Source organism: Amycolatopsis azurea DSM 43854 (assembly GCF_001995215.1).
GTDB classification, from domain to species: Bacteria; Actinomycetota; Actinomycetes; order Mycobacteriales; family Pseudonocardiaceae; genus Amycolatopsis; species Amycolatopsis azurea.
In genome coordinates this window covers 168,535-192,138 of the sequence record NZ_MUXN01000005.1, presented here as the reverse complement: position 1 = coordinate 192,138, position 23,604 = coordinate 168,535, and the positions used below count along the sequence as shown (strand labels likewise).

Sequence of the window (23,604 nt, the reverse complement as noted above, 5' to 3'; positions counted from 1 at the left end):
CGGCGTGGATCACGCCATCGGGGAAGGTGAGAATTCTTTGAATTGTGACCCGGAACACAACTGACGGGTCTACTGAATGGTAGCGCTTACAAGTGAATGGCAGACCACGCATTTCCCCCGCGAAAGGATTTCTTGGTGCCCTCATCTCAGGCGGCCGTTCTCGCCGGTCTCGGCTCTTGGCTGCCTCCGCGCGTGGTGGGCAACGAGGAGATCGCCCAGCGGCTGGACACCTCCGATGAGTGGATCCGCACGCGGACCGGCATCGCCGAACGCCGGGTCGTCGACCCCGGGACGTCCACTGTGGACCTCGCGGTCGAGGCGGGCCGCCGGGCGCTGGCGTCGGCGGGGGAGACCGAGGCGGACGCCGTCGTGCTCGCGACGTCGACGGCCGACCAGCTGTGCCCGGCCAGCGCGCCGCAGGTCGCGACCAAGCTCGGGCTGAACGGTGTCGCCGCGTTCGACGTCAACGCCGTGTGCAGCGGGTTCATCTACGGGCTGGCCACCGGCGCCGGGCTGATCGCCGCCGGGATCGCCCGCCGCGTGCTGGTGATCGGGGCGGACGCCTTCACCTCGCTCGTCGACCCCGAGGACCGCGGCACGGTGCCGATCTTCGGCGACGGCGCGGGCGCGGTCCTGCTGCGCGCGGGTGACGCCGGCGAGCTGGGCGCGATCGGCGCGTTCGACCTGCACAGCGAGGGCGAGCTCGCCGAACTGCTCTGGGTCGAGGCCGGCGGCGCGAAGAACCGCCGCTCGGACGACCCGCGTGACCACTACCTGGTGATGCAGGGTCAGACCGTCTTCCGGCACGCCTGTGCCCGGATGGCCGAATCGGCGCGCGCGGTGCTGAATTCCGCGGGCTGGATGGTCGGCGACATCGACCGGTTCATCGGGCACCAGGCCAACATCCGCATCCTGCAGACCTGCGCGAAGCAGCTCGGGCTCGCGGCGGACGTGATGTACTCGAACATCGAGAAGGTGGGCAACACCAGTGCCGCGTCGATCCCGATCGCGCTGGCCGACGCGGTCAAGGACGGGACGCTCCAGCCGGGGCACCGTGTCGTGATGGGCGCCTTCGGGGCCGGGCTGACCTGGGGTTCCACGCTGCTGCGCTGGCCGGACGTCATTCCGGGCTGAGCGCGCTCGCCTCCCAGGCGTGCGTCGGTTCCTGACGCCCGCGAAGCTCCAGTTCCACGTACGGCTCCCAGTGTGAGCGCTCGCTCTCCAACGCGGCCTTGAGCACGGCCTCGCTCGCCAGGATCCGGCCGTCGGCGGACTTCGCGTGCTCGGTCAGGCGCGCGGCCTCGTTCACCGCGTCGCCGATGACGGTGTACTCGAAGCGGCTGCTCGTCCCGAGCTGACCGGCGAAGACCCGGCCGCTCGCGACCCCGATGCCGAGGTCCAGCTCGCCGGTCTCCTGGACCGCGTCCCGGATCGCTCGCGCGGCCGCCAGCGCCGCCGTCGGCGCGTCCGAGAGCCGGGTCGGGGCGCCGAAGACGCAGAGCGCGGCGTCACCCTGGAACTTGTTGACCAGCCCGCCGCGCGCCCCGACCGCGAGCACCACGCTGGTGAAGAACCGGTTGAGCATCTTCACCAGGTCTTCCGGCGGGGTGCGGCTCGCCAGCGCCGTCGAATCGACGACGTCGACGAACAGGGCCGTCACCTCGCGCACGTCACCCGAAAGGGAGGCGCCGTACTCGAGCGCGTGCCGGGCGACCTCGTCCCCGACGTGCCTGCCGAACAGGTCCCGCATCCGCTCCTGCTCGCGGAGCCCGGCGGCGAGGTCGTTGACCGAGGTCTGCAGCAGGCCGATCTCACTGGAGTCGTCGACGTCGACCACGATCTCCTTGTTGCCGCGCGCGATCTCGTCGAGCGCGACCCGCAGCCGGTGCAACGGCGTCGCGACGGCCTTCGCGAGCAGGCCCGTCCCGATCGCGCCGACGCCCAGCCCGATCACCGAAAGCATGATCAGGCTGGCGACGTGGTCGCCCTGGCCGAGGTCCGGCGGCGTGGCCACCAGCAGCACGCCGAGGAACGGGACGCCGCTCGCCAGCGACCAGGTGATGATCACCCTGGTCCGCACGGTGACCTTGAGCGTCCCCTTCGGCGGCGTCACCTTGAGCGCGATCGTCATCACCGGGCGGGCGACCCATTCCGCGGCGAGGTAGGTGAGACCGACCGTGGTCAGCCCGCCGAGCCCGATCACCAGCGCCATCCCGAGCGCGTCCATCCAGGACCCGAGCACCCGGGCCAGCGCGCCGAGCACGACGGTGCCGATCAGCCAGAGCGTCCCGCTGACGATCCCCATGTCGACCGGGATCCGGAGCGCCCGCGCGGCCTCGGCCTTCGTCGGCGGGCGGCCGAAGACGAACCAGACCGCCGTGCGCCGCTGCAGCCACGCCGTCCACACGGTGCCGACCACCAGCGACAGCGCCACGATCCCGGCCGCGGTGACCCCGAGGATCCAGCCGTCGTCGCCGACCTCGCTCGGCAGGCCCTGCAGGAGCAGCAGCAACGCCACCACCCCGGCGCCGCACACACTGGACCCGAGGCCGAGCGCGGCGAACCCCAGGCTGGTCCTGAGCACCAGCCGGAACCGGCTCGACATCGTCTTCCCGCGCACCCGGTGATCGTATGACCTCCGCCGGAAAACGGTTCGCCAGTTCTCGGCCGCGGTGGTTACCGTGCGGGTATGGAACCGCTGGGCCAGGACGAGATCAGGGCGTCCTTCGTGAACTGCACGCGTGGCGAGGCCAAGGGAGTCACGCTGCCCGCCCCGCCGAGCGAGATCCCTTGGGAGAAAAGGGAATTCCTCGGCTGGCGCGATCCGAAAGCGACCGCCAGGGCGTATCTCGTGCTGCCGTACCGCGGCGAGACCATCGGGCTTTCCCTCCGCGCCGCGCCCCGGCCGAAGGGCCGTGTCCTGCTGAGCAACATGTGCGGCCTGTGCACGACGACACATCCGCTGTCCGACATCGCGCTGTTCTCCGGGCGCCGCGCGGGGAAACTCGGGCGGGAGGGGAACACGCTGGGCATCTACGCGTGCTCGAACCTCGCGTGCAGCCAGTACATCCGCGGCGAGCTGAAGCCGGACGTGCCGCAGCCGGCGGAAACGCTGTCGCTGGAGGAACGCGTGTTCCGGCTGGAGGACAAGCTGCACCGGTTCGTGGAGCGGGTCCTCGAGTCACGCTGACGCCTGCGGGGAGCGCTCGGTCGGGGTGGTCGTGAGTGGTAAGTGACGTTAGAACGTCACTTACCACTCACGACACCGTCCACCCGTAGCGCGTGAAGGTCCCCTTCCCTCGGCTCAGCCGAGGAAACTTGACCTTCACACCTCACGTACAGCAGGTGAGCAAGCACCCGACCCACTGCTCACCGGCGCCCCCAAACTCAGAACCGGAACCGCAGGATCCGCCCCATCTTCTTGAACGCCGGGAACAGCCCCGCGACCCACAACTGCGCCCGCAGTGACGTCGAAAGCCGGTCCTTCACCTCGGGCGTCGCGTAATCCGTCGAGTCGAGTTTCGACACGAGCGTCAAGCCGAGCCGTTCCAGTTCGGAAATCTCGTCGATGCCCCAATACAGCGTCGCGTTGGCCTTGCGGACCACGGGATTCAGCTTCTGCAGCTTGATCCCCAGTTTGCTGAAAGTGTCGAAGACCATTTCGCCGCCCTGCGGGAAATGCGCGATCAACCGCCGAAGCAACTCTTCGCCCTCCGAGGGCCGCAAGTACATCGTCAGGCCCTCCGCGATCACCAGACCGGGTTTGTCCGACGGGATCTCGTCGATCCAGCCGAAGTCCGTCACGGACGAGCCGATGGTCCGGTAGCCGTCCCGTCCGGGGTAGATCCGGGCGCGCAGGTCGACGACCTCGGGGTAGTCGACGTCGAACCACCGCACCGTGGGCGGCGGGTCGAGGCGGTACACGCGGCTGTCCATCCCGCAGCCGAGCTGGACGACGGTCGCGTCCGGGTGCTCGCGCAGGAACTCCGCCGCCCAGTCGTCCATCGGCTTGGCCCGCAGCGCGACGGTGAGCCCGAGCTGGCCGTCGACGCCGAGCGAATCGAAGTCGTAGTCGATCTGCTTGACGGCCTCGTCGGCCGCCGTGTCGCCGAGGACCGGCCGGGCGCTGCGGGCGTCGAGCGCCCGGCCGTACAGCGTGGCCAGCATGGTCGCCTTCTCTTCGGTGAACCGGACCTTCTCCACCGCACACCCCCGTCAGAAGTTTCACAAACTTCTGAAAACAATACTCGGGCAGGGGTGGCCTGGCCATCAAGGAAGCGTTAATCCCGCGTCGTGTAGTCGTGGACGTAGGTCTTGGCGTCGAGCAGATGCCGCCGGGTGATGTCCCGCGCGGCCGCCGCGTCCGAACGGCGGATCGCTTCGAGGATCGCGCGGTGCTCGTCGACGGCCTTGCGGATCTGCCCCGGGAGCCGCAGCGCCGCCCGCCGCTCCTCGCCGACCAGCGAGAGCACCGAACGCAGCAGATCGGTGACGTCGTCGTTGCCCGCGTTGCCCGCGATCACCCGGTGGAACTCCGCGTCGGCCGCGATCACGCGCAGCATGTCGCCGTCGGCCGCGGCCCGGTCCATCTCCTCGACGGTGCCCTCCAGCCGCTCCAGCACGCGTGGAGTGTGCTGGAGCGCGAGTCGCTCGGCCAGTGTCGGCTCGACGGTGGTCCGCAGATCGAACAGCTTCTCGACGAGTTGTTCGTGCTCGGAGAACCAGCTCCGGAGCGGCTGCTCGTCGACGGTCTCGCGGACGTACGTGCCCGAACCCGGCCGCACCTGCACGTAGCCGATGGAGTCCAGCACCCGCAACGCCTGCCGCAGTGAACCGCGGCTGATCCCGAGCTGTTCGCAGAGCGCCCGTTCGGCGGGCAGTCTCGACCCGGCGGGGAGCCTGCCCGAATCGATCATCGCGCGCAGATGATCGACGGTCGCACTCCACACCTGCTCGCGCTCGTCGTCGGCCACGGCCTCATCCTCGCAGGTTCGGCGGAACGCCCGGAAATGTCGGTGAGGGGTGTCATCATCTGACGATGACTGGGGTGGCAGGGCTGATCAAGGCTTGGGTGCACGGCTGGGCGCTTTCCCGTGGGGTGGGAATTCCGGTGGCCGAACCGGACGGATACCGGCTCGACGTCGGGCGCCCGGGGCATCGCGTGAGATACGTGCTGTCCGACGCCGGGGCGGTCGAGAGCCGGGCCCGCGCGCTGACGGAGCCCGGCACTTGGCTGAAAGTGAGCGCTTCACGTGAAGAGGTGGAAAAGACGGTGCCGTCGACCTGGGAGGTCGGACCGCCGGAGTACCTGATGAGCGCCCCGCTCGCGATGCGGCCCGTCATGGCCGCGCCCGAGCCGTACCGGGCGGAACTGGTCGGCGACGGCGTGGTCACCGACGTGGTGGTGCGCGCGCCCGACGGCTCGCGTGCGGCCACCGGCCGGGTCGCGATCGCCGGCGGCACGGCGGTGATCGACCAGGTCGTGACGGAGCCCGAGCACCAGCGGCGCGGGCTCGGCCGGTTCGTCATGCGCAGGCTCGACGAGGTGGCGGTCGCGGCAGGCGCGGAGCGCGCGGTCCTGGTCGCGACGGAGGAGGGACGGGCGCTGTACCTGACGCTCGGCTGGACGGTGGCCGCGGAGATCACGGCGGCCCATCTGCCGGAGGGGAACTGACCGGCCTCGCCGTGTCGTCCGGTGCGGCACGAATGATCGCCGCCGGCCGAACAAGACATAACGGGCCCGCTGATTGTTCGACTAGACACATCCAGAGCGCGAAAGGAGGTAACGGTGCTTAGGGTGCGCAAGTGAGCGCTTTATGACGTGGTGGCACGCGGTAGTGATCTTCATCGCGGGGCTCTGGGCGGGCACCATCAACACGGTCGTCGGCTCGGGCACGCTGGTGACCTTCCCGGTCCTGGTCGCCCTCGGGTACTCGCCGCTGACGGCGACGACGTCCAACGCGATCGGCCTCGCGCCCGGCACGGTCAGCGGGGCGATCGGTTACCGCGAAGAGCTCAAGGGCTACTGGCCCGAGGTCTCGAAGCTCGCGGTGGCGTCGTTCTTCGGCGCGATCTGCGGGACGATCCTGCTGCTTTCGTTGCCGAAGGACGCCTTCGAGACCATCGTGCCCGCGCTGGTCGGGCTCGCGGTGGTGCTCGTGATCGTCCAGCCGCGAGTGGCCGCCTGGGTCGCGAAGCGCCGCGAGGAGAACGGGAAGGTCCACAAGATCGGGCCGCTCCTGCTGTTCCTGATCTTCCTGATCGGCATCTACGGCGGATACTTCACGGCCGCGCAGGGCGTGATGATGGTGGCCGTGATGGGGATGCTGATGTCGGAGTCGCTGCAACGGCTCAACGGCGTCAAGAACGCGCTCTCCGCCGTCGTGAACATCGTCGCGGGCGCGATCTATGCCTTCATCGCGCCGGTCAGCTGGCCCGTGGTCGCGCTGCTCGCGGTCGGGTCGACGATCGGCGGCCAGATCGGCGCGAAGATCGGCCGCAAGCTCCCGCCGAAGGTGCTGCGCGGCGTGATCGTCGTGGTCGGCCTCGCCGCGATGGTGCAGCTGCTCCTCAAATAGGAACGGCCCGCACTCCGTTGCGAAGCGCGGGCCGTCCGGAAGAGCCTGTCAGCGCGGGAAATCCCCGGCCGCTTCGAGGAAGAGGTCGTTCTCCTCGGGCGTCCCGATGGTCACTCGCGCGCCTTCGCCCGCGAACGGGCGCACGATCAGCTTCCGCTCCAGCGCGTGCTCCGCGAACTCCGTCGTCCGCTCGCCCAGGGGCAGCCAGACGAAGTTGGCCTGCGTCTCCGGAACCTCGTAACCCTGGGCCACCAGGGCATCCCGCACGCGGGTCCGCTCCGAGACGATCTCCTTGCAGCGCTCCAGCAGTTCGCCGGCCGCGTCGAGGGAGGCGATGGCCGCCGCCTGGGCGATCATGTTCACCGAGAACGCGACGTAGACCTGCTTCAGCGCGACGGTGATCGCTTCCGGCGCCACCGCGTAACCCACGCGGAGACCGGCGAGGCCGTACGCCTTCGAGAACGTCCGCAGCACCGCGACGTTGTCCCTGCCGCGGGCCAGTTCGACGCCGTCCGGCACCTCGGCGTCGGTCACGAACTCCTTGTACGCCTCGTCGAGCACGACGAGCACGTCCGACGGGACGGCGTCGAGGAAGCGCTCCAGTTCCGCGCGCCGCAGGACGGTCCCGGTCGGGTTGTTGGGGTTGCACACGAACACCAGCCGCGTCTTCGGGGTGATCGCGGCGAGCATCGCGTCCAGGTCCAACGCGTGCCCGGCGGTGAGCGGCACCTTCACGCTGACGGCGTTCGCCACCTGCGTGACGATCGGGTACGCCTCGAACGAACGCCACGGGAAGACGACCTCGTCGCCCGGGCCGCACAGCGCCTGGATCATTTGCTGGCAAAGGGAAACCGAACCGCAGCCGACGGCGATCCGCTCGACCGGCTCGCCGAGTTCACGGGACAGCCGCTCGACGAGCGCGGACGCCGTGATGTCCGGGTATCGGTTGATGCCCTGCGCGGTCTCGGCTATGGCCTGCGCCACACTCGGCAGCGGTCCACCGGGGACCTCGTTGCTCGCCAGCTTGATCGCACCCTGGATTGTCCGGCCAGGGACGTACTTGGGCAACGATTCGAGATCCGCACGCGGCGAAACAGGTGACATCTTCGGCGCTCCTACGTCTGGGGGACGGCTCCGACACCGTATCTTCCCGCGCGGACGCAAGCTCCGAATATTTACCTAAGAGTGGTCTGATGGAGGAATGACCCTGACGACCACGGTGGAACACCAGCACGCCGACGGCCACACGCTGAGCCTGACCTTCGCCGAACCGGACGGCGTCGTCCGCGGCGGGCTCGTGGTGCTGCACGAAGAAGCTGAAGAGGTCGAAGAGGGTCTGGGGTTGCTCTTGGCCGGTCTCGCCGGTGAAGGCTGGCTCACCGTCACCCCGCACCTCGATCGGGACAACCTCACGCAGCAGGACCTGCTCGAAGCGACCGACGCGACGCTGTCCTGGCTCGCCGAGCGCGGCGTCCAGGCGGATCTCGTCGGTGTCGTCGGTTTCGACCTCGGCGGGACGGCCGCGCTGGTCGTGGCGTCGAACCGCAGGCTGGGCGCGGCGGTCAGCGTCGGCGGGCAGGGCGTGACCGGGCTGCCGGTCCTCGTCGAGATCGCGGGACGGCTCACCAGCCCGTGGCTCGGCATGTACGGCGACGCGGGCGACGAGGCCGGAGGCGCCGAGGTCGAACAGTTGCGTGACGCGGCGGCGAGGGCGAAGGTCGCGACGAACGTCGTGCACTACCCGGGCGCCAACCACCGCTTCGACGCCGACCCGGACGCGGCCGCGGAGGCCTGGCAGCGCACGCTGAATTGGTTCGACGCCCACCTACGCTGACCCATCCGCGCTAACATCTCCCTTGAATGTGACAGGGGAGGGTCGAATGGCACAGTCACCCAAGGTACCCGTGACGCCACAAGCCGCGTTCGGTGCTTCGGCCCCGGCCCTGGCTCCCGTGGCGGGCCAGATCCGGGACACCAAGACCGATGCCAAGAAGGGGACCGTCAAGGTCACCGAGGACGCCGCCAAGAAGCTCGTCGACGCGTTGCTCAAAGCGCGTCACGAGCTGAACGCGCTGATCAAGGACTCGACGGAGTTCACGGCGCCCTTGAAATTGGGCGACAACTTCGTCGGGCACACGATGAGCGAACGGTTCCAGGGCGCCGCGACCGTGGGAGCCGAAGCCGCCGTGCCCGTCCTCAAGGACTTCGCCGTGGTGCTCAAGGACCTCCAGCTGACCGTCATGGCGGCGCGGAAGATGTACGTCGCCGCGGACGAGGAAGGCCAGGAGGAGCTCGAACGGGTCGCCCGCCGGTTCGACATGCAGGACATCGTCGAGCACGAGCGGAAGGACGAGCACTGATGCGGATCCTCCCCACGCCGTGGCCGCCGCCGGAACCCGAGCCCCAGCCCGGTCCCGAGCACCTCACCGCCGACATCGACTGGATGAGCTACTCGCACCGCGAGCTCTACGAGATGGTCCACAACGAGCTGGACCTGGCGAGTGCGGAAGCCGTCGCCGCGCAGTGGACGAAGATCAGCGCGTTCCTGGACAGGGCGGGTACCGAACTGAGGGCGGCCATCGTCGCCACCGCCGACGGCTGGACGGGCGAGGGCGCCGACAGGGCGCGTGACGCCGCGATCAAACTCGTCGACTGGGCGGGCGAGACGAGCTGGCGCGCGGAAAACGTCGCGAACTGCGTGCGCCGTCAGGCGGACATCGCCGACACCGCTCGGCGCACGATGCCCGAGCCGCCCGGAGCCACCCCGCGGCCCAAGGCGCCGGAGCGGCCGCCACGCCGTCCGATCCCGGTTTCCGATTCGACGCAGGCCATGTCGGCCGCGTCGCCGTCGAAATCCGGCTTCGCCGAAGCCGGGCGGATCGTCGCCGAACCCACCGACGAAAGCTCGCAGGACCTGCACCGTCAGGCCGCCGACGTGATGACGCGGATGCAGCGGAACTCCGGCGAGGTCTACGAGAACGTCCCTCGGTTCACCTCGTACGGCAAGCAGCCGAAGCTCCTCAAGACACCCGAAGAACCGAAGCCGGAACCGAAACCCGAGCCGGAACCGGTGCCGGTCCCGCCGCCGGACGACTCGACCCGCAGCAGCGGCACCGACGACGTCGCCCCGATCCAGGTGCGGGAGCCGATCGAGGCACCGCGCTCGCCGGGCGCGAGCAGCGGCACTTACGTCCCGCCGCCGCTCGGCACCGCGGGCGGAACCCAGGAACAGCTCGGACAAGGCAACCGCTCCGGCGTCGGCGGCTTCGGGCCCTCGGGACAGGCCGGCCAGGTCGCCGGGACCCGGGCCGCGGCCGCCGGCATGGGCGGCTTCGGCGGGATGCCGATGGGAATGGCGGGTGCGCAAGGGCGGCAAGGTGAAGAAGACCGGCACAAGGCGCCGGACTACCTCGTCGAGGACTCCGACGTCTGGGGGCTCAGCGGGCAGGTGACCCCGCCCGTCATCGGCGAGGACCCGAGGAGCGGTCGCTGATGGACTGGATCCGGTTGCACATCGGCGAGCTGTTCCTGCTCTGGTCGGCGCACGGCCGCGACGAACTGCCCGCGGTGCTGGAGGTCCCGCACGTCGGGCGGACGCCGGAATTCCGGGCGGAACTGGTGGCCACGGCCGGCCGCACGCTGTCGGAACGCGGCCTCGGCACCGTGGAGACGCCCGCGCCCGAACTGGTGGCGCTGCTGCACACCCTCGCGAACAGTGAACTGACGCTGGACCTGCGGCTCGACGGCGATCCGGCGTACCGGGCCGTCGGCTGCGTGTCCGATCGCGGCGCCGTCGCGATCGGCGTCTCCGGCACCGATGTCGAGCTGTCGGCCCTGCGGGAACCGCTCGTCGCCGCGACCCTGCTCCAGGCGTTGCCGCCGTGCGAGCAGGGGCGGGGCCTGTCGGTCAACCTGCGCGTCGACGACTACACGGCCGCGTGCGAGGCGGGGGAGCGCGGCGGACAGCCTGCGTTCTCCGACGTCCTGCGCGACGCCGGGCTGCGGGAACCCGAGATCATCGTGATGGTGCGGATCGCGACCCAGCGGATCGGCAGCGGGCGGCTCGGCGCGACGAGGAAGTCGTGGGAGGGCCGCTGGGTGCGCGGAGAGGGTACGTTGAGCTGGGTGGACACCCACGACGGCCGCTACGGGCTTCGTCGCGATCGGGGCTGGCTCACGGTCACCCCGCTCGACGCCGGGCGGCTCAAGACGATGGCGTACGAGCTGTTCACGGGGGCTCGCCAGTTCGGTTAACGAGGGTTAACATCGCGGGGTGACGCACACCGCCGACGCCCCAGAAGTGCTCTGGCGCCCCGAGCCGAGCCGCCTGTCCGACACCAAGATCGACGCGTTCCGCCAGTGGCTGCGCACCGAACGCGGCGTGGAAGTCGACGACTACAACGCGTTGTGGGAGTTCTCCGTGCAACACGGGCCGGAGTTCTGGTCCGCCGTCGGCGAATTCCTCGGCCTGCGCTGGCACGACCAGCCCGGTGAGGTGCTCTCCGGCGAGATGCCGAACGCTCGGTGGTTCGAGGGCGGCACGCTGAACTACGCCGAGCACTCGCTCATGCCCGGCGTCGCGGGCGCCGCGAAGGCCGACGACGAGGTCGCCGTGATCTTCCATCGCGAAGACGGTCTCTCGTCCCAGCTGACCTACGGCGCCCTGCGGTCCGCTGTCGCTTCGGCGCGGGAAGGACTGCGGAAGCTGGGAGTGTCCAAAGGGGACAGGGTAGTCGCGCTGGCGCCGAACTGCCCGCAGACGCTGATCGCCTTCCTCGCCACCGCGAGCCTCGGCGCGATCTGGTCGTCGTGCTCGCCGGACTTCGGCGTCCGCGCGATCACCGACCGCTTCGCGCAGATCGAGCCGAAGGTCCTGATCGCGGTCAACGGATACGTCTACAATGGACGGTGGTTCGACAGTCGGTCGACGGTGAACTCGTTGCGGGACGAGATCTCCACGCTCGAAGCGACCGTGCTCGTCGACTACGCCGGCGGCCGTCTCGACGGCACGCTCGACTGGGACAAGCTGCTCGCCGACAACGAGGGCGCGGAACTGGCCTTCGAACCCGTCGAATTCGGCCACCCGCTGTGGGTCCTGTACTCGTCGGGGACCACCGGCCTGCCGAAGGGCATCGTCCACGGCCACGGCGGGATCACCCTCGAACACCTCAAAGCCCTCGCGCTGCAAAGCGATCTCGGTCCCGGCGACCGGTTCTTCTGGTTCACCACCACCGGCTGGATGATGTGGAACTTCCTCATCTCCGGCCTGCTGACCGGAACCACGATCGTCCTGTTCGACGGCAGCCCCGGCAGCCCTGACCTGAACGTGTTGTGGCACTTGGCCGAACAGCACCGCGTCACCTTCTTCGGCACGTCCGCGCCGTACATCCAGAGCTGCCTGAAGGCCGGGATCAAACCGGCGGAACGGTTCGACCTCACCGCGTTGCGCGCCTTGGGATCCACCGGCGCGCCGCTGAGCGTCGAAGGGTTCCGGTGGATCGTGGACGAGGTCGGCAAACGCGTCCAGATCTGCTCGGTGTCCGGCGGCACGGACCTGTGCGCGGCGTTCGTCGCGGCGGCCCCGGACGTCCCGGTCTGGCTGGGCGAGCTCTCGGTGCGCGCGCTCGGCGCCGCCGTCGCCGCGTTCGACGAGGACGGGAAACCGGTGGTGGAGACGGTCGGCGAACTGGTCATCACCGAGCCGATGCCGTCGATGCCGGTGTTCTTCTGGAACGATCCGGACGGCTCGCGGCTGCACGAGGCGTACTTCGAGATGTACCCCGGGATCTGGCGGCACGGCGACTGGATCCGGATCACCGGCCGCGGCTCCGCGGTCATCTACGGGCGCAGCGATTCGACGCTCAACCGTGGCGGCGTCCGGATGGGCACGGCCGAGTTCTACCGGGTCGTCGAAGCGTTCGACCAGGTCGCGGACTCGCTCGTGATCGACACGTCGGCGGCGGGGAACGAGGACGGGCAGCTGCTGTGTTTCCTCGTGCTGACCGACGGCGCGTCGCTCGACGAGGTCGAGCCAGCCCTGCGCAAGGAGCTGCGAGGGGCCCTTTCGCCACGGCACGTGCCCGACCGGTTCGTCCAGGTGAGCGAGGTCCCCCGGACGCTCAACGGGAAGAAATGCGAGGTCCCGGTCAAGAAGATCCTTTCGGGTGTTTCACCTGACCGCGCCGTCAGCCGGGATGCGCTGCTGAACCCCGACGCCCTTGTACCGTTCGTAGAGCTGGCAAGGAGTTAACGGGGGCGGAACTTGGCGGGCGTTTGGCGGGTGGCCGGTGCCACCTCGGTCGTGGCGATCACCTGGGTGACGCGGCTGGCCGGACTGCTGGCCCTGGTCTCGGTGCTGGTCCCGGCCGGGCGGCGCACCATACGCGGACGCGTCGCCGAATGGCTGGAACTGCCGCACGAGGCCACGGTCGGCGCGGCGACGGTCGCGCTGGTGACCGGTGTGCTGCTGGTGCTGCTCGCCGCCGGCCTCAAACGGCGCAAGCGCCGGGCCTGGCAACTGGCGGTCGCCGCCACGGCGCTGCTGACCGTGTCGCACCTCGGGCTGCGGCACGCGCTGGGTGCGGGCCTCGTGTCGCTCGCGCTGCTGATCGCCCTGATCGCGACACGGCGGTACTTCATCGCGCTCCCCGACCCGGTGACCGGCCGGTGGCGCGCGGTGCGGGTCTTCCTGCAGCTGACGCTGGCCGGGGTCGCGATCAACTTCGTACTGCTGTCGGTCGCGCGGGCGGTGGAACCCCTGGACGTCGGCGATCGGCTGGCGCAGTCGGTGCTGGCCCTGGTCGGCGTCAGTGGCCCCGCCGTGTTCCGCGCGCTGTGGCTGGAGGACCTGTCGGCGGCCGTCGGGGTGTTGTTCGGCATCGCCGCGGTCCTGCCGGCGGCGTACTTCCTGCTCCGTTCCGCCGAACCCGCCCCGAGACTGACCGACGACGAGGTCGAACGGCTCCGGGCGCTGCTGGACGAGCGGGACTCGCTGGGGTACTTCGCCCTGCGCCGGGACAAGTTCGTGGTCTTCTCGAAGTCGGGGAAGGCCGCGGTGACCTATCGCGTGATCGCCGGTGTCGCGCTGTGCTCGGCGGACCCGCTCGGCGACCCGGAAGCGTGGCCGGGCGCGATCGAGGAGTACCTGGACGTCTGCCGCCGGTACGCCTGGACCCCGGCGACCATGGGCTGTTCGGAACTGGGCGCGACCGTCTGGGCCCGCTACGGGCTGGAGGTGCTCGAGATCGGTGACGAGGCCGTCGTCGACACCGAAACCTTCACCCTCGAAGGCCGCGTCATGCGCGGAGTCCGCCAAGCCGTCTCACGCACGAAGCGCGCCGGCTACTCCGTGCGCGTCCGCAAGGCCGAGGACTTGTCTTCGGGGGAGCTGGACGAACTCCGCGCCCTCGCCGCCACCTGGCGCGGCACCGACACCGAACGCGGCTTCTCGATGGCCCTCGGCCGCATGGGCGACCCGGGCTCGGTCCTCGTCACCGCCGAACACGAGGGTCGCGTGCGCGGCGTCCTCCAGTTCGTCCCCTGGGGCGAGAAGGACCTGTCCATGGACGTCATGCGCCGCGACCGGACCGCCGACAACGGCATCAACGAGCTGATGATCTCCGAACTCCTCCTCACCACCCCCGCGCGGCACGTCTCCCTGAACTTCGCCGCCTTCCGCGCCGTCCTTGAGCAAGGCCAACGCATCGGCGCCGGCCCCGTCGCCCGCCTGTCCGCGCGGACACTGCGATTCTTCTCACGTTGGATCCAGATCGAGACCCTCTACCGCTTCAACGCCAAGTTCCAGCCCCGCTGGGTCCCGCGCTACCTGGCCTACCCCGCGGCCCGAGACCTACCCCGCGTCGGCATCGCCGTCTTCGAGGCCGAAGGTCTCGGCGGCCGCCCATCCGGCCTGCTCAGAGCGCTGCAGCGGATCTAAGGGGGGTCCCTTTCGCGGGGGTTCCCGGGGTGTGTAACCTATTTGAGCAGTGGTCGTTGGGCCCAGGAGGCTTCGCCTAGTCTGGTCTATGGCGCCGCACTGCTAATGCGGTTGGGGGTAACCCCCCCTCCCGGGTTCAAATCCCGGAGCCTCCGCTGGTGCCTGTTCCGGCAGGTGCTAGATTAACAACTGAACAAGCGCCCGTAGCTCAGCTGGATAGAGCATCTGACTACGGATCAGAAGGTCAGGGGTTCGAATCCCTTCGGGCGCACGTCTGGTTGAGACAGCACTAAGGCCCTCCCGTTCGCGGGAGGGCCTTTTTGTCTGTCCTGTATGGACTTTGGAGACCCACCCGGGAGTCGAACCCGGAGTCCAACGGCTTTGCAGGCCGCCGCACGACCGTCGTGAAGTGGGCCGAGGCTTGATGTGGATCACCGTGCCCCCGGCAGGAGTCGAACCTGCGTTCCCGGCTTCGGACGCCGGCGTCGTATCCGTTGGACCACAGGGGCTTGCGGAGGATGCAGGATTCGAACCTGCGCGGCGCTCTCGCGCCGACCACCGTTTTCGGGACGGTTGCCTTACCGGGCTCGGCCAATCCTCCTTGTCGCGCTGCTCAGTCGGACGTCCGCGAGTCGAACGCGGTGACTCCTGATCCCAAATCAGGCGGGGTCGCCAGTGCCCCTCACATCCGTCGCCGGCGCATCCCCCTCGGACACGCCGACCAGTGCCCCTGCCAGGACTCGAACCTGGGACCTCCGCATCCGTAATGCGGCGCTCTGTCCACCTGAGCTACAAGGGCGAGGTGGAGACGAGTGCACGCCTCCACCGGCGCTCGCCCTGGCCGCCTCTTCGGCAACGGGAGCGAGCTTTTGAGAAAAGCCTTCTGTTATCAAGGTTCACGCTGAAATGGGCAACGTCGAGCACCGGCGGAGGGAGTCGAACCCCCGGGACACGGTTTTGGAGGCCGTTCCGCTTCCCAAGCTCGCCGATAAAGAATTGCTTTTCGGGCACGCCAAAAAGAGAAGCCGCCCGGATCGGTTTCCCGATGGGCGGCTCCCTGGCATCACGCGCGCTATGGCGTCATGATGGGGAGCCCTCGTCGGCCAGAACCCGCTGGTCAGGCCGGTATGAGCGTCGCCAGGAACAGGGCGACGGACATGCGGCGATGGACGCGACGGCCGAATGCCGACACTGCGTCTTTCGCTCGTGCATGTTCATCATGGCTGCTCCTGTGGCTGGTTGAGTACGTTAACTATGGCCCAGAGGGCGTCGCAGCACAACATGTTTTCCTGCACACGTCTGGCTCGAAGTGATATTGAGTTAACTGAAGAGTTTCAGGTCGGTGTCGGCACGGCCCGCCTCCGAGGCCGCGACCCGTGATTCTGCTGAGTCCCCCAGTTCAAGGACCGCACTCTGGCGCGCAGCTTTCATCTTGCCCAAGTCGGGGCTGCCTCTAGTCGGGCAGCGCGCCGACTCGTCTGTTCGCTACGAATCCATCAGCATGAAGATGGGTGAGCTAAGAAAAACGTTGTTCTGCGGGTCGGTAGGTAGTGGTTAGAAACTTCCAAGCTGGCACGTCGTCGGAACGACCCCTTCCTCGTCCTTGTCGGATAGACACGGTATGTCGATCATGGGTTGACCAGCGCCCAGATTGCGATATGTTCCACCTGTGCAGAACGAACTATTCCAGCGGAAAAGCACCGCGGTCGAGGCGCCGAGCGCGGAGTTCAAACTAAGCATCACACGCGCGCTAGCTGATCAGCTGGCAGAGGCACTTAAGGATCTGAATCCGGCCCCGCTCACTGCGGCCGCTCTCGCGAAACTCAAGAATGAGCCAGGAGTGTACGAGCTGTCGTACCAAGGACAGCGAGTCTACGTCGGCAAGGCGAGCAGCAGTCTTCCAAAGAGATTAGGAAAGCATCTTCGAAAGTTATCTGGTCGATCGGGAATCGACATGAGTGAAGTTAAGTTCGTCTGCCTGTATGTCGAAGAGGATCTGGACGCCGCAGGTCCCGAAAAAATGCTAATAAAAAAGTATGGCGAAGGCGGCGCGCCCTGGAATAAGAACGGATTTGGAAATAATGATCCAGGTCGAAAGCGTGACGACTCGCTGGTCAAGAGGAATCACTTCGACGCTGTCTTCCCGGTAAACCTTGACTTTGAAATCGATCTGGCGTCACATGGTGCCGGTTCTGTGAGCAGCTTGCTGGGTAGAGTGAAGCGAGCTCTGCCTTTCAACCTGCGCTTCGAGACGAAAAATGCAAACGCGAAACAGCTCGCGCAAGTCAAAATCGATTTTCCTGTCGGCGACGTTAGGTTGCGCGACGTGGTCCATGGTGTGATCGACGCACTTCCGGAGGGTTGGCAGGCGACAGCGTTGCCGGGTTATGTCATCATTTACCGTGAAGAAATGTCGTATGAAAGTGCTAAAATAATCTGGCGGAAGCAGGATAATAATGTAATTGAAGTGCAGGGTCAAGGACTACTTGATGACGCTGGTGAGGTCGAAGAAGAACTTGACGATGGCGACGAATAGTGGTCTCGAACAAGGCGTGGGCGAGGGTTCAGATCGACACGTCAGCCTCTGACCAATTCGATCACCTTGTTGGCCACCTTCCCGGGGTCCTCGTGTTCCCAGGCGCGTATGACTCGCCAGCCGGCTTCTTCTAGGAGCTTCGTGGTTTCAGCATCTCGTTCACGATTACGACGAATCTTATTCGCCCAGAATTCTGAATTTGCAGTGGATGGCCGATAGTGGGCCGGGCAACCATGCCAGTAGCAGCCGTCGACGAATACGGCGACTAGCGCTCTAGGAAAGACCACATCGGCTGTTCTTCTTACTCCTGGGACCGGGCTGGTGGAAACTCGGTAGCGAAGCCCTTGCGCGTGTAGCAATTTGCGTAGGCGCACCTCTGGCTTCGTGTCTTTGCTGCGGTTCCCTCGCATCGTGGCTCGAACAGCTGGCGACGTGGCCCATGAGTCGTCGGGAAGGGCCTGTTCGCATGCGAACCCTTTCCGCCAGGCGATCTTCCAGGCTTCGACCAAGTTCTCCGATCGAGTATCGTGATCGACTTGTCCAAGGTACTTGGTCGGAGACTTTCCCTTATCTGACCAGCGAAGGTAAGCACGAATACGGCGGGTGTTAGGAAGGACCTTAAGCTCGACTGAGGCGCGAGCGTAGCGCCCGTCGCCCAGATCGACAAACCGGCGTTGACGGCCCTTGGCCGCGCGATCCTGTTCCGCCGCCAGAGCATCCCGGCTTCGTCCCGCGCGCCCTTTCCACGCTCTGTCCGGAGGAGCTTTCTCCTTCCAGGAGCGTTGTGCGCGGCTGGGCGAAGTCATGCGCGAGACTCGGCCTCGTCGAGCGTCGCCGCGACCGCCTTCGCGAAGACCTCCCCCAGTAGCACGGGAACCGCGTTCCCAAGCTGCCGCATCTGCTCTCCACGGGGGCCCGCGAGTTCCCACTCGTCTGGGAACGTCATCACGCGCGCGGTTTCCCGAACGGTCATGTAGCGGTGCTTGTACCGGAAGCCGCCCGGAGATCCGGAATCCGGCTCTCGGTCATCTGTGAGCATGACTGATTCCCCGCCGGGGACGCCATGGACGCCGGCCTTTACGGTTTTCGCGGGGCGGTCGTACTCGTTGGGTGTATGTCCGTCGTAGATGCGCGCTCCCGGCCAACCGACGTGGTATTTGAATCCCTTGATTTCATAATCCACTCGATCAAGCTTTTCCCATGAGATTCGAGGCAGAGAGGGAAGCTTGCCGTCCTCTCCTTCTTCAATACCCTCGATAGCGTCGCGTAACGTACGCCAAGGTTTGGAGCCGTCATCAAGAGGGAGGTTCTTAGGCACGCCCGCGATAACGCGGTTTTGAACGTGCTTTGGAACCTTGTTGTGGCGCTTCCAGTACTCACCGTTCAGTATCGAACGGAAGAGGGCGCCTTCCGAGTACTGTGGTGTTATGAGCTTACGAAAAGTGTCCAAGTCAACGTGTAAATCGGAGCGAAAGGCGACGATTATTATTCGATTTCGGATCTGAGGGACACCGTAGTCGGCGGCATTGACGGGTGTCATGACCACGTCATAGCGCTCGTCGGGCCGGACGACGCGACGCTTCTCCATCGCCCTCAAGACATCGTCGTGTTCCTGCCATGTCGCGTTCGTCCTCCGCTCGACGAACGGGAACTCAAGCTCGCGCAGGATGTAGTCAAAGTATGGCTTAAAAGACGGTCTCAGAAGCCCGCGAACGTTTTCGCAGATCACGGCCTTCGGCTGAATCTGCCGGACCGCCCTGAACATCTGTGGGAACATGTTCCGCTTATCCTCGTCGCCCTTAGCGACGCCCCCAAGGCTGAACGGCTGGCACGGCGGACCGCCTGCCAGGACATCAACCTGGCCATTCAGGCTGCCCATGTCAATGCGCTGCACGTCGCCCTCGACGATCGGTACAACCGCCCCCGGAGGGGGTACCTCATACGGATCTGCGGCTACGGCGTCCTCGTCCGGGATGCGGATCCGGTCTGCCTTGTGTCGTTTCGAAACATTCATGTCGAGTGTCTCGCACGCGTACTTCGCGAACTCGTTGAACAACAAGGGGCGGAAGCCGGCCCGCTCGACGCCCATCGCGAGGCCACCGCCGCCCGCGAACAGCTCGACGGAAGTTCGGTGAGACTCTTCAAGTTCAGACACTGCGGAAGCATACCGCGGAGGTTGGAGACTACAGTGGCGGACGCGCCGTAGGGCGCTGTTTCTGTTCGCTGTTCTGTAGGCGTGTGCTCACAGCTCGGGAAATGTGTCCCGGATAATCGCAAGGAGACGCCGAGCACCCTCGCGGTCAAGTTGCAACGTCTGGCTCACCTTCTTCTCCGACTGCCTGTCGTCGGAGCCGTACGTGCTCAACTGAAGCAACGGCCCAGAGGGAGTGTTAACGGTCCTATAGCCACACTCGACCTCGGTGGGATGCGGCTTCGCGTCGCCGCGCACCTGGAAGAACTCGGTCACTCTCGCCATCCGCCCACTTTGCCACACGCGCAAGCGCGGGGGCGAAGGCTCGATCGAGCGGTAGCAGCGGGCCGATCAGCTCTCGAACACGGCTGTCAGGGCCTGTCGGATCAAAGTCGGCAGGTCCGACTCCCCGTCCGTCTCAGCCCACCGGATCAGCGCAACGTGCGCGGCGCCAAGGCAGGCCATGGTCGTAGCCCGCACCCGAAACTCCTCCTCGGGCGAAGAGCAACCGAGAGCGGCAACGAGAGCATCAGCGGTCGCGTACTGACTGTCCAGATGCCGCGCCCGCAGCGCCGGAACCGAGATCATCAGCCGTAGCCGCGCCAGCAGGAACGCCTTCTCCTCGGAAGTGCCCAGAGCCGCGGTCGACTCCAAACCGCGCCTGATCCGCGCAGCCAGCGAAAGAGAAGCGGGCGCCTCAAGCACGGCCGAAGCGGTCACCGGGTCGTATTCGTCGTAGAGGACCAGGTCCTCCTTCGTGGGGAAGTGCCGGTAGACCGTCATCGCCGAGACGCCGGCGGCCGCGGCGACGTCGGCGACGGTGGTCGCGTCGTAGCCGACGTCGGTGAAGAGGCGGACGGCGTGCGTCTGCACCTGAAGCCGGGTCTCGGCGCGCTGGCGGTCTCGGAGGTTCACGTGGTAGACACTATCAAAGTGGTAGTAACTAACAGTATGAAGACGGCATTGGTGACCGGGGCGTCCAAAGGGATCGGGGCGGCGATCGCGCGGAGGCTCGAGAGGGGCGGCATACGAACGATCAGACGATCAAGCAGCCAAGCGGATCTGGCACAGATGGAAGGCATCGACAAAGCCCTCGAAGGCATAGACAGCCTCGACATCCTGGTCAACAACGCGGCCGCCCAGCCGGCAGGGCCCATCGAGACGGACACGCCCGAAAGCTTCGACCACCTCTTCGCGGTCAACGTCAGAGCGCCGTACTTCCTCATCCAGCGGGCACCGATCAACGACGGCGGCCGCATCATCAACGTCTCCTCGGTCGCCACGCGCATGGCCAACCCGGCGCAGACGTCCTTCGCGATGACCAAGGGCGCGCTCGAGACGATGAGCCGCACCCTCGCCCACCAGCTCGGACCCCGCGGGATCACGGTCAACGTCGTCGCGCCCGGCGCCACGAAGACCGAAGCGAACAAAGACGTCTTCACGCCCGAATTAACAACCGCGATCACGACCTTCACGGCGCAGCAAAGGCTGGGCGACCAAGACGACATCGCGGACGTCGTCGCGTTCCTCGCCTCCGACGACGCCCGCTGGGTGACGGGGCAGGTCATCGAGGCGAGCGGCGGGTTGTTCCTCGGTCCTCCGGCGCAAGGGGTTCAATAGGGCGGTGACGTGGTTCAGCGAGGACGAACTCCGCAGGCAGGCCGGTGACGTCTCGTTCGCGCGCGGGGCCAGGTACCTGGAGTCGGTCGAGGCGCTGGACGACGTCGCGGGCGGGGTCGCGGCGGTGGTCAGCGGCACCGACCGGTACACGGTCCGGTTGCGCAACGTCGGCGGCGAACTCGTCGGCGAGTGCTCCTGCCCGCACGCGGCGGACGGCTTCTTCTGCAAACACTGCGTGGCCGTCGGGCTGTTGGTCCTCGAAGGCGTCGCGGACGGCGGCGCGGCCGACATCCGCGGGTACGTCGAAACGCTCACCCGCGACGAGCTGGTCGAGCTGCTCGTCGGGCACGCGAACGAGGACCCGGTCCTGTTCCGCAAACTCTCGCTCAAGGCGGGCCGCGAGGACCTCGACGCGTTGCGACGGCACGTCGAGGGAACGTTGCGGTTGCGCGGTTTCGTCGGGTTCCAGGGCACGCTCGCGTACACCGAGAAGGTCCGCGAGGTGCTCGCCACCGCCAAGGAACTCATGGACGCGCCGCTGCTGTGCCGCGTCGTCGAACTCGTCGTCGAGGCGCTGGACTTCGTCGAGGACTCGTTCGGCGCGCTCGGAACGGAAGTCCGCGCGGCGCTCGCGTTGTACGCCGAGGCCTGCGCCGAAACGCCGCCGGAGCCCAAGGAACTCGCGGAATGGTTGCTACGCCTGGATCTCGACGGGTCCGGGCGCGTCGACGTGAGCATCGCGGACTTCACCGCCGGGCTCGGTTTCGAGGGGCTCGCGGTGTTCCGCGCCGGCGTCGAGGAACGGTGGCGGCTCGACGACGGCGAGGACCCGTACCGCAGCCGCAAACTCCAGCGGCTGCGCGAGGGATTCGCGGCGATGCGGAACTGGCAGGGCTAATACCCTCGCCGGTGCCGGACGCCCGAATTGCGGTACAGCTCCTCCAGATCCCGTCGCCCCGCCTGGTCCCCGGTGTCGGCGGCCGCGCGGAACCAGTGCTCGGCCTCCTGGAAGTTGCCGTGGTCGGCGGCGAGCCTGCCGAGGTTGGTGTACGCGGGGACGCTGCCGAGTTCCGCGGCCTTCCGGTACCAGGCGGTGGCCTCGCCGGGGTCGTTCCGGTCGTTGGCCAGCACACCCAGGTTCGTCATCGCCGCGGCGTCGCCCCGTTTGGCCGCCTTGAGATACCAGCGTTCGGCCGCGTCGAGCTCGCCGCGCCGGTGCAGCACCAACCCCAGCCGGACGGCGGCTTCGGGGGCACCGGCGGCCGCGGCCGCGTGGTAGCAGCTTTCCGCGCGCGTCAGGTCTTCCCGCCGTTCCGCCTCCAGACCGAGTTTGACCAGCGACGGCGCGTCGGCCTCGGCGGCGGCCTCGCGCCACCAGGGTTCCGCCTCGTCCGTCCGGCCGGTGTCGCACAGCAGCGCGCCGAGCGTGATCATCCCTTCGAGGTTGCCCGCCTCCGCGGCCTCGCCCGCCCAGCGTTCGGCCTCCTCGACCTCGCCGTGCCGGTGCAGCGACCGCCCGAGTTCCGCCATCGCCTCGACCCGGCCCTCGGTGGCGGCCCGCCGCCACCAGTCCTCGGCGGCGTCCGTGTCGCCGCGTCGCGCACAGAGATTTCCCAGCTGCGCCATGGCATGCGAATCACCGGCCGTCGCCGCTTCGCGGTACCAGCGTTCGGCCTGTTCGGGTACGCCGCGTTCGCGCAGGAGGTGCGCCAGGTTGCCCATCGCGACCCTGTCCCCGCCCGCGGCGGCCTTCCGGAACCACGCCTCCGCCTCGTCGAGATCCCCGCGCTCCAGCGCGGTGGATCCCATCCGTGCCATGGCGATCACATGTCCGCGTTCCGCGGCCTTCCGGTTCAGATAGTCGTCGATCCGGGTGTTCCACTTACGTTTTTCGGCGCCCACGAGCCCGCTCCTTCCGGCAGCGTCCAAGGGGTAGTCGCTGCTCAGGACCCCGATGTGACAACAACTACCTGGCGTCATCGTCGTGTCGCTCCCGGTTTCCCCGCGCGGCCCGGCGATACTGGGACACTCCCCAATCCCCGTCGAGAGGAACCGCGCGGTGGCCACGCGTACCCGGCAGATGACCACGGCCCAGCGACTGCTCCTGCTGATCACCCTCGGCGCCGTCGTGCTCGCGGTGTTCTGGTTCGTCAGCGGCAAGGGCGACGCGCTGCAACCGAAGCCGGCGAACACCGCCAGCGCCGCGGACGCGCGCAAGCAGCTCGACGAACTCACCGTCGCGCCACGCGGTTCGATGGACGGCTACGACCGCAAGAAGTACCCGCACTGGGACAACCAGGGGAACAACTGCAACACCCGCGAGTTCGTGCTCAAGCGGGACGGCAAGGACGTCAAGGCCGGTTCCGACTGCGCCCCGACCTCGGGCAGCTGGACGAGCATCTACGACGGCGAGACCTGGACCAAGCCGACCGACGTCGACATCGACCACATGGTCCCGCTCGCCCAAAGCTGGGTCTCCGGCGCGAAATCATGGACCGACGAGAAGCGGCGCCAGTTCGCGAACGACCTGACCCGGCCACAGCTGTTCGCCGTCACCGACAACGTCAACCAGGAGAAGAGCGACAAGGCGCCGGACCAGTGGAAGCCGCCGCTCGTCTCGTTCTGGTGCACCTACGCCACCGACTGGATCACCGTGAAGCACTACTACGGCCTCACGATCACCACCGCCGAGAAAACCGCGCTCAGCGACATGCTCGGTCGTTGCTGATCTCCCGAGCTTCGG

General features: G+C 67.4%; 22 protein-coding genes and 7 tRNA genes. 16 read left to right on the top strand and 13 right to left on the bottom strand.

Annotated elements, in window-relative coordinates:
• Window positions 1-135 precede the first annotated feature (135 nt).
• A complete protein-coding gene (locus B0293_RS08870; RefSeq protein WP_005149696.1) occupies window positions 136-1,134 on the top strand; it encodes a beta-ketoacyl-ACP synthase III in 999 nt (332 codons plus the stop codon).
• On the opposite strand, the gene B0293_RS08865 is transcribed toward B0293_RS08870, so the two are convergent.
• Complete coding sequence (locus B0293_RS08865) at window positions 1,121-2,605, bottom strand: adenylate/guanylate cyclase domain-containing protein (protein WP_039914989.1); 1,485 nt, start codon at window positions 2,603-2,605, stop codon at window positions 1,121-1,123. The genes B0293_RS08870 and B0293_RS08865 overlap by 14 nt on opposite strands.
• Before the next feature lie 84 nt (window positions 2,606-2,689).
• On the opposite strand from B0293_RS08865, the gene B0293_RS08860 reads away from it, so the two are divergent.
• Window positions 2,690-3,190 carry an FBP domain-containing protein gene (locus B0293_RS08860; protein ID WP_005149702.1) on the top strand — a complete coding sequence of 167 codons (501 nt, stop codon included), beginning with the start codon at window positions 2,690-2,692 and terminating at the stop codon, window positions 3,188-3,190.
• A gap of 197 nt (window positions 3,191-3,387) precedes the next feature.
• Here the strand turns inward: B0293_RS08860 and B0293_RS08855 are convergent, their stop codons facing one another.
• Together B0293_RS08855 and B0293_RS08850 are read right to left on the bottom strand one after the other, a co-directional pair.
• Window positions 3,388-4,203 carry a class I SAM-dependent methyltransferase gene (locus tag B0293_RS08855; RefSeq protein ID WP_005149706.1) on the bottom strand — a complete coding sequence of 272 codons (816 nt, stop codon included), beginning with the start codon at window positions 4,201-4,203 and terminating at the stop codon, window positions 3,388-3,390.
• 77 nt (window positions 4,204-4,280) lie between these two features.
• Complete coding sequence (locus B0293_RS08850; RefSeq protein ID WP_005149708.1) at window positions 4,281-4,973, bottom strand: FadR/GntR family transcriptional regulator; 693 nt, start codon at window positions 4,971-4,973, stop codon at window positions 4,281-4,283.
• A 74-nt stretch (window positions 4,974-5,047) separates the two neighbouring features.
• On the opposite strand from B0293_RS08850, the gene B0293_RS08845 reads away from it, so the two are divergent.
• Window positions 5,048-5,674 (top strand): GNAT family N-acetyltransferase, encoded by a 627-nt coding sequence (locus B0293_RS08845; RefSeq protein WP_005149711.1) that lies wholly within the window; start codon window positions 5,048-5,050, stop codon window positions 5,672-5,674.
• Window positions 5,675-5,816: 142 nt separating this feature from the next.
• Window positions 5,817-6,578, top strand: coding sequence for a sulfite exporter TauE/SafE family protein (locus B0293_RS08840; protein WP_039914914.1), 762 nt, complete (start codon window positions 5,817-5,819; stop codon window positions 6,576-6,578).
• 48 nt (window positions 6,579-6,626) lie between these two features.
• On the opposite strand, the gene hisC is transcribed toward B0293_RS08840, so the two are convergent.
• Entirely contained in the window at window positions 6,627-7,682 is a 1,056-nt protein-coding gene (gene hisC / locus B0293_RS08835; RefSeq protein ID WP_005149721.1) for a histidinol-phosphate transaminase, read from the bottom strand.
• 97 nt (window positions 7,683-7,779) lie between these two features.
• Between hisC and B0293_RS08830 the strand changes: the two genes are divergently transcribed.
• The 8 genes from B0293_RS08830 (at window position 7,780) to B0293_RS08795 (ending at window position 14,785) form a co-directional block, all read left to right on the top strand.
• Complete coding sequence (locus B0293_RS08830; RefSeq protein ID WP_005149722.1) at window positions 7,780-8,412, top strand: dienelactone hydrolase family protein; 633 nt, start codon at window positions 7,780-7,782, stop codon at window positions 8,410-8,412.
• Between the two features lie 46 nt (window positions 8,413-8,458).
• Window positions 8,459-8,938 carry a hypothetical protein gene (locus tag B0293_RS08825; protein ID WP_245191800.1) on the top strand — a complete coding sequence of 160 codons (480 nt, stop codon included), beginning with the start codon at window positions 8,459-8,461 and terminating at the stop codon, window positions 8,936-8,938.
• A complete protein-coding gene (locus tag B0293_RS08820) occupies window positions 8,938-10,071 on the top strand; it encodes a PPE domain-containing protein (protein ID WP_005149726.1) in 1,134 nt (377 codons plus the stop codon). The genes B0293_RS08825 and B0293_RS08820 overlap by 1 nt, the downstream gene beginning before the upstream one ends.
• Window positions 10,071-10,832 (top strand): ESX secretion-associated protein EspG, encoded by a 762-nt coding sequence (locus B0293_RS08815; protein ID WP_005149730.1) that lies wholly within the window; start codon window positions 10,071-10,073, stop codon window positions 10,830-10,832. The genes B0293_RS08820 and B0293_RS08815 overlap by 1 nt, the downstream gene beginning before the upstream one ends.
• A 19-nt stretch (window positions 10,833-10,851) precedes the next feature.
• Complete coding sequence (locus B0293_RS08810) at window positions 10,852-12,828, top strand: acetoacetate--CoA ligase (RefSeq protein WP_005149732.1); 1,977 nt, start codon at window positions 10,852-10,854, stop codon at window positions 12,826-12,828.
• Window positions 12,829-12,858: 30 nt separating this feature from the next.
• On the top strand, window positions 12,859-14,514 hold the full coding sequence (locus tag B0293_RS08805) for a phosphatidylglycerol lysyltransferase domain-containing protein (RefSeq protein WP_005149734.1): 1,656 nt from the start codon (window positions 12,859-12,861) through the stop codon (window positions 14,512-14,514).
• Between the two features lie 65 nt (window positions 14,515-14,579).
• Window positions 14,580-14,669 (top strand) — tRNA-Ser (locus tag B0293_RS08800).
• 42 nt (window positions 14,670-14,711) lie between these two features.
• Window positions 14,712-14,785, top strand: a tRNA-Arg gene (locus B0293_RS08795).
• Between the two features lie 70 nt (window positions 14,786-14,855).
• Here the strand turns inward: B0293_RS08795 and B0293_RS43505 are convergent.
• The 5 genes from B0293_RS43505 to B0293_RS08780 form a co-directional block, all read right to left on the bottom strand.
• Window positions 14,856-14,930: transfer RNA gene (locus tag B0293_RS43505), tRNA-Cys, on the bottom strand.
• 21 nt (window positions 14,931-14,951) lie between these two features.
• A tRNA-Arg gene (locus tag B0293_RS08790) sits at window positions 14,952-15,023 on the bottom strand.
• A gap of 3 nt (window positions 15,024-15,026) precedes the next feature.
• A tRNA-Ser gene (locus B0293_RS08785) sits at window positions 15,027-15,115 on the bottom strand.
• Window positions 15,116-15,131: 16 nt separating this feature from the next.
• Window positions 15,132-15,205 (bottom strand) — tRNA-Pro (locus B0293_RS43500).
• A 34-nt stretch (window positions 15,206-15,239) separates the two neighbouring features.
• Window positions 15,240-15,313 (bottom strand) — tRNA-Arg (locus tag B0293_RS08780).
• Window positions 15,314-16,183: 870 nt separating this feature from the next.
• Between B0293_RS08780 and B0293_RS43010 the strand changes: the two genes are divergently transcribed.
• Entirely contained in the window at window positions 16,184-17,050 is an 867-nt protein-coding gene (locus B0293_RS43010) for a GIY-YIG nuclease family protein (protein ID WP_157376410.1), read from the top strand.
• Between the two features lie 41 nt (window positions 17,051-17,091).
• Here B0293_RS43010 and B0293_RS08770 read toward each other — a convergent pair whose 3' ends face one another.
• The 3 genes from B0293_RS08770 to B0293_RS08755 form a co-directional block, all read right to left on the bottom strand.
• Window positions 17,092-17,460: a very short patch repair endonuclease gene (locus B0293_RS08770; RefSeq protein ID WP_209437234.1), complete on the bottom strand. Its 369-nt coding sequence runs from the start codon at window positions 17,458-17,460 to the stop codon at window positions 17,092-17,094.
• Window positions 17,461-17,852: 392 nt separating this feature from the next.
• Complete coding sequence (locus tag B0293_RS08765) at window positions 17,853-19,205, bottom strand: DNA cytosine methyltransferase (RefSeq protein ID WP_077241277.1); 1,353 nt, start codon at window positions 19,203-19,205, stop codon at window positions 17,853-17,855.
• A gap of 387 nt (window positions 19,206-19,592) precedes the next feature.
• Window positions 19,593-20,156, bottom strand: coding sequence for a TetR/AcrR family transcriptional regulator (locus B0293_RS08755; RefSeq protein WP_039914918.1), 564 nt, complete (start codon window positions 20,154-20,156; stop codon window positions 19,593-19,595).
• Window positions 20,157-20,192: 36 nt separating this feature from the next.
• On the opposite strand from B0293_RS08755, the gene B0293_RS08750 reads away from it, so the two are divergent.
• Together B0293_RS08750 and B0293_RS08745 are read left to right on the top strand one after the other, a co-directional pair.
• Window positions 20,193-20,861 (top strand): SDR family oxidoreductase, encoded by a 669-nt coding sequence (locus tag B0293_RS08750; protein WP_077241276.1) that lies wholly within the window; start codon window positions 20,193-20,195, stop codon window positions 20,859-20,861.
• A 4-nt stretch (window positions 20,862-20,865) separates the two neighbouring features.
• Window positions 20,866-21,759 (top strand): SWIM zinc finger family protein, encoded by an 894-nt coding sequence (locus tag B0293_RS08745; RefSeq protein ID WP_005149742.1) that lies wholly within the window; start codon window positions 20,866-20,868, stop codon window positions 21,757-21,759.
• Here the strand turns inward: B0293_RS08745 and B0293_RS08740 are convergent.
• Window positions 21,756-22,763, bottom strand: a complete 1,008-nt coding sequence (locus tag B0293_RS08740) for a tetratricopeptide repeat protein (protein WP_005149746.1) — start codon at window positions 22,761-22,763, stop codon at window positions 21,756-21,758. The two genes, B0293_RS08745 and B0293_RS08740, sit on opposite strands and share 4 nt — an antisense overlap.
• Before the next feature lie 157 nt (window positions 22,764-22,920).
• Here B0293_RS08740 and B0293_RS08735 point away from each other — a divergent pair, with 157 nt between their 5' ends.
• Window positions 22,921-23,589, top strand: coding sequence for an HNH endonuclease family protein (locus tag B0293_RS08735; RefSeq protein ID WP_005149750.1), 669 nt, complete (start codon window positions 22,921-22,923; stop codon window positions 23,587-23,589).
• The last annotated feature ends 15 nt before the right edge of the window (window positions 23,590-23,604 follow it).

Excerpts from the sequence above, each read along its gene's own strand:
- B0293_RS08860 (WP_005149702.1), top strand. The coding sequence starts at position 2,690 with ATGGAACCGCTGGGCCAGGACGAGATCAGGGCGTCCTTCGTGAACTGC.
- B0293_RS08750 (WP_077241276.1), top strand. The coding sequence starts at position 20,193 with ATGAAGACGGCATTGGTGACCGGGGCGTCCAAAGGGATCGGGGCGGCG.
- B0293_RS08815 (WP_005149730.1), top strand. The coding sequence starts at position 10,071 with ATGGACTGGATCCGGTTGCACATCGGCGAGCTGTTCCTGCTCTGGTCG.
- hisC (WP_005149721.1), bottom strand. The coding sequence starts at position 7,682 with ATGTCACCTGTTTCGCCGCGTGCGGATCTCGAATCGTTGCCCAAGTAC.
- B0293_RS08840 (WP_039914914.1), top strand. The coding sequence starts at position 5,817 with ATGACGTGGTGGCACGCGGTAGTGATCTTCATCGCGGGGCTCTGGGCG.
- B0293_RS08825 (WP_245191800.1), top strand. The coding sequence starts at position 8,459 with ATGGCACAGTCACCCAAGGTACCCGTGACGCCACAAGCCGCGTTCGGT.
- B0293_RS08865 (WP_039914989.1), bottom strand. The coding sequence starts at position 2,605 with ATGTCGAGCCGGTTCCGGCTGGTGCTCAGGACCAGCCTGGGGTTCGCC.
- B0293_RS08830 (WP_005149722.1), top strand. The coding sequence starts at position 7,780 with ATGACCCTGACGACCACGGTGGAACACCAGCACGCCGACGGCCACACG.
- B0293_RS08770 (WP_209437234.1), bottom strand. The coding sequence starts at position 17,460 with ATGCGAGGGAACCGCAGCAAAGACACGAAGCCAGAGGTGCGCCTACGC.
- B0293_RS08820 (WP_005149726.1), top strand. The coding sequence starts at position 8,938 with ATGCGGATCCTCCCCACGCCGTGGCCGCCGCCGGAACCCGAGCCCCAG.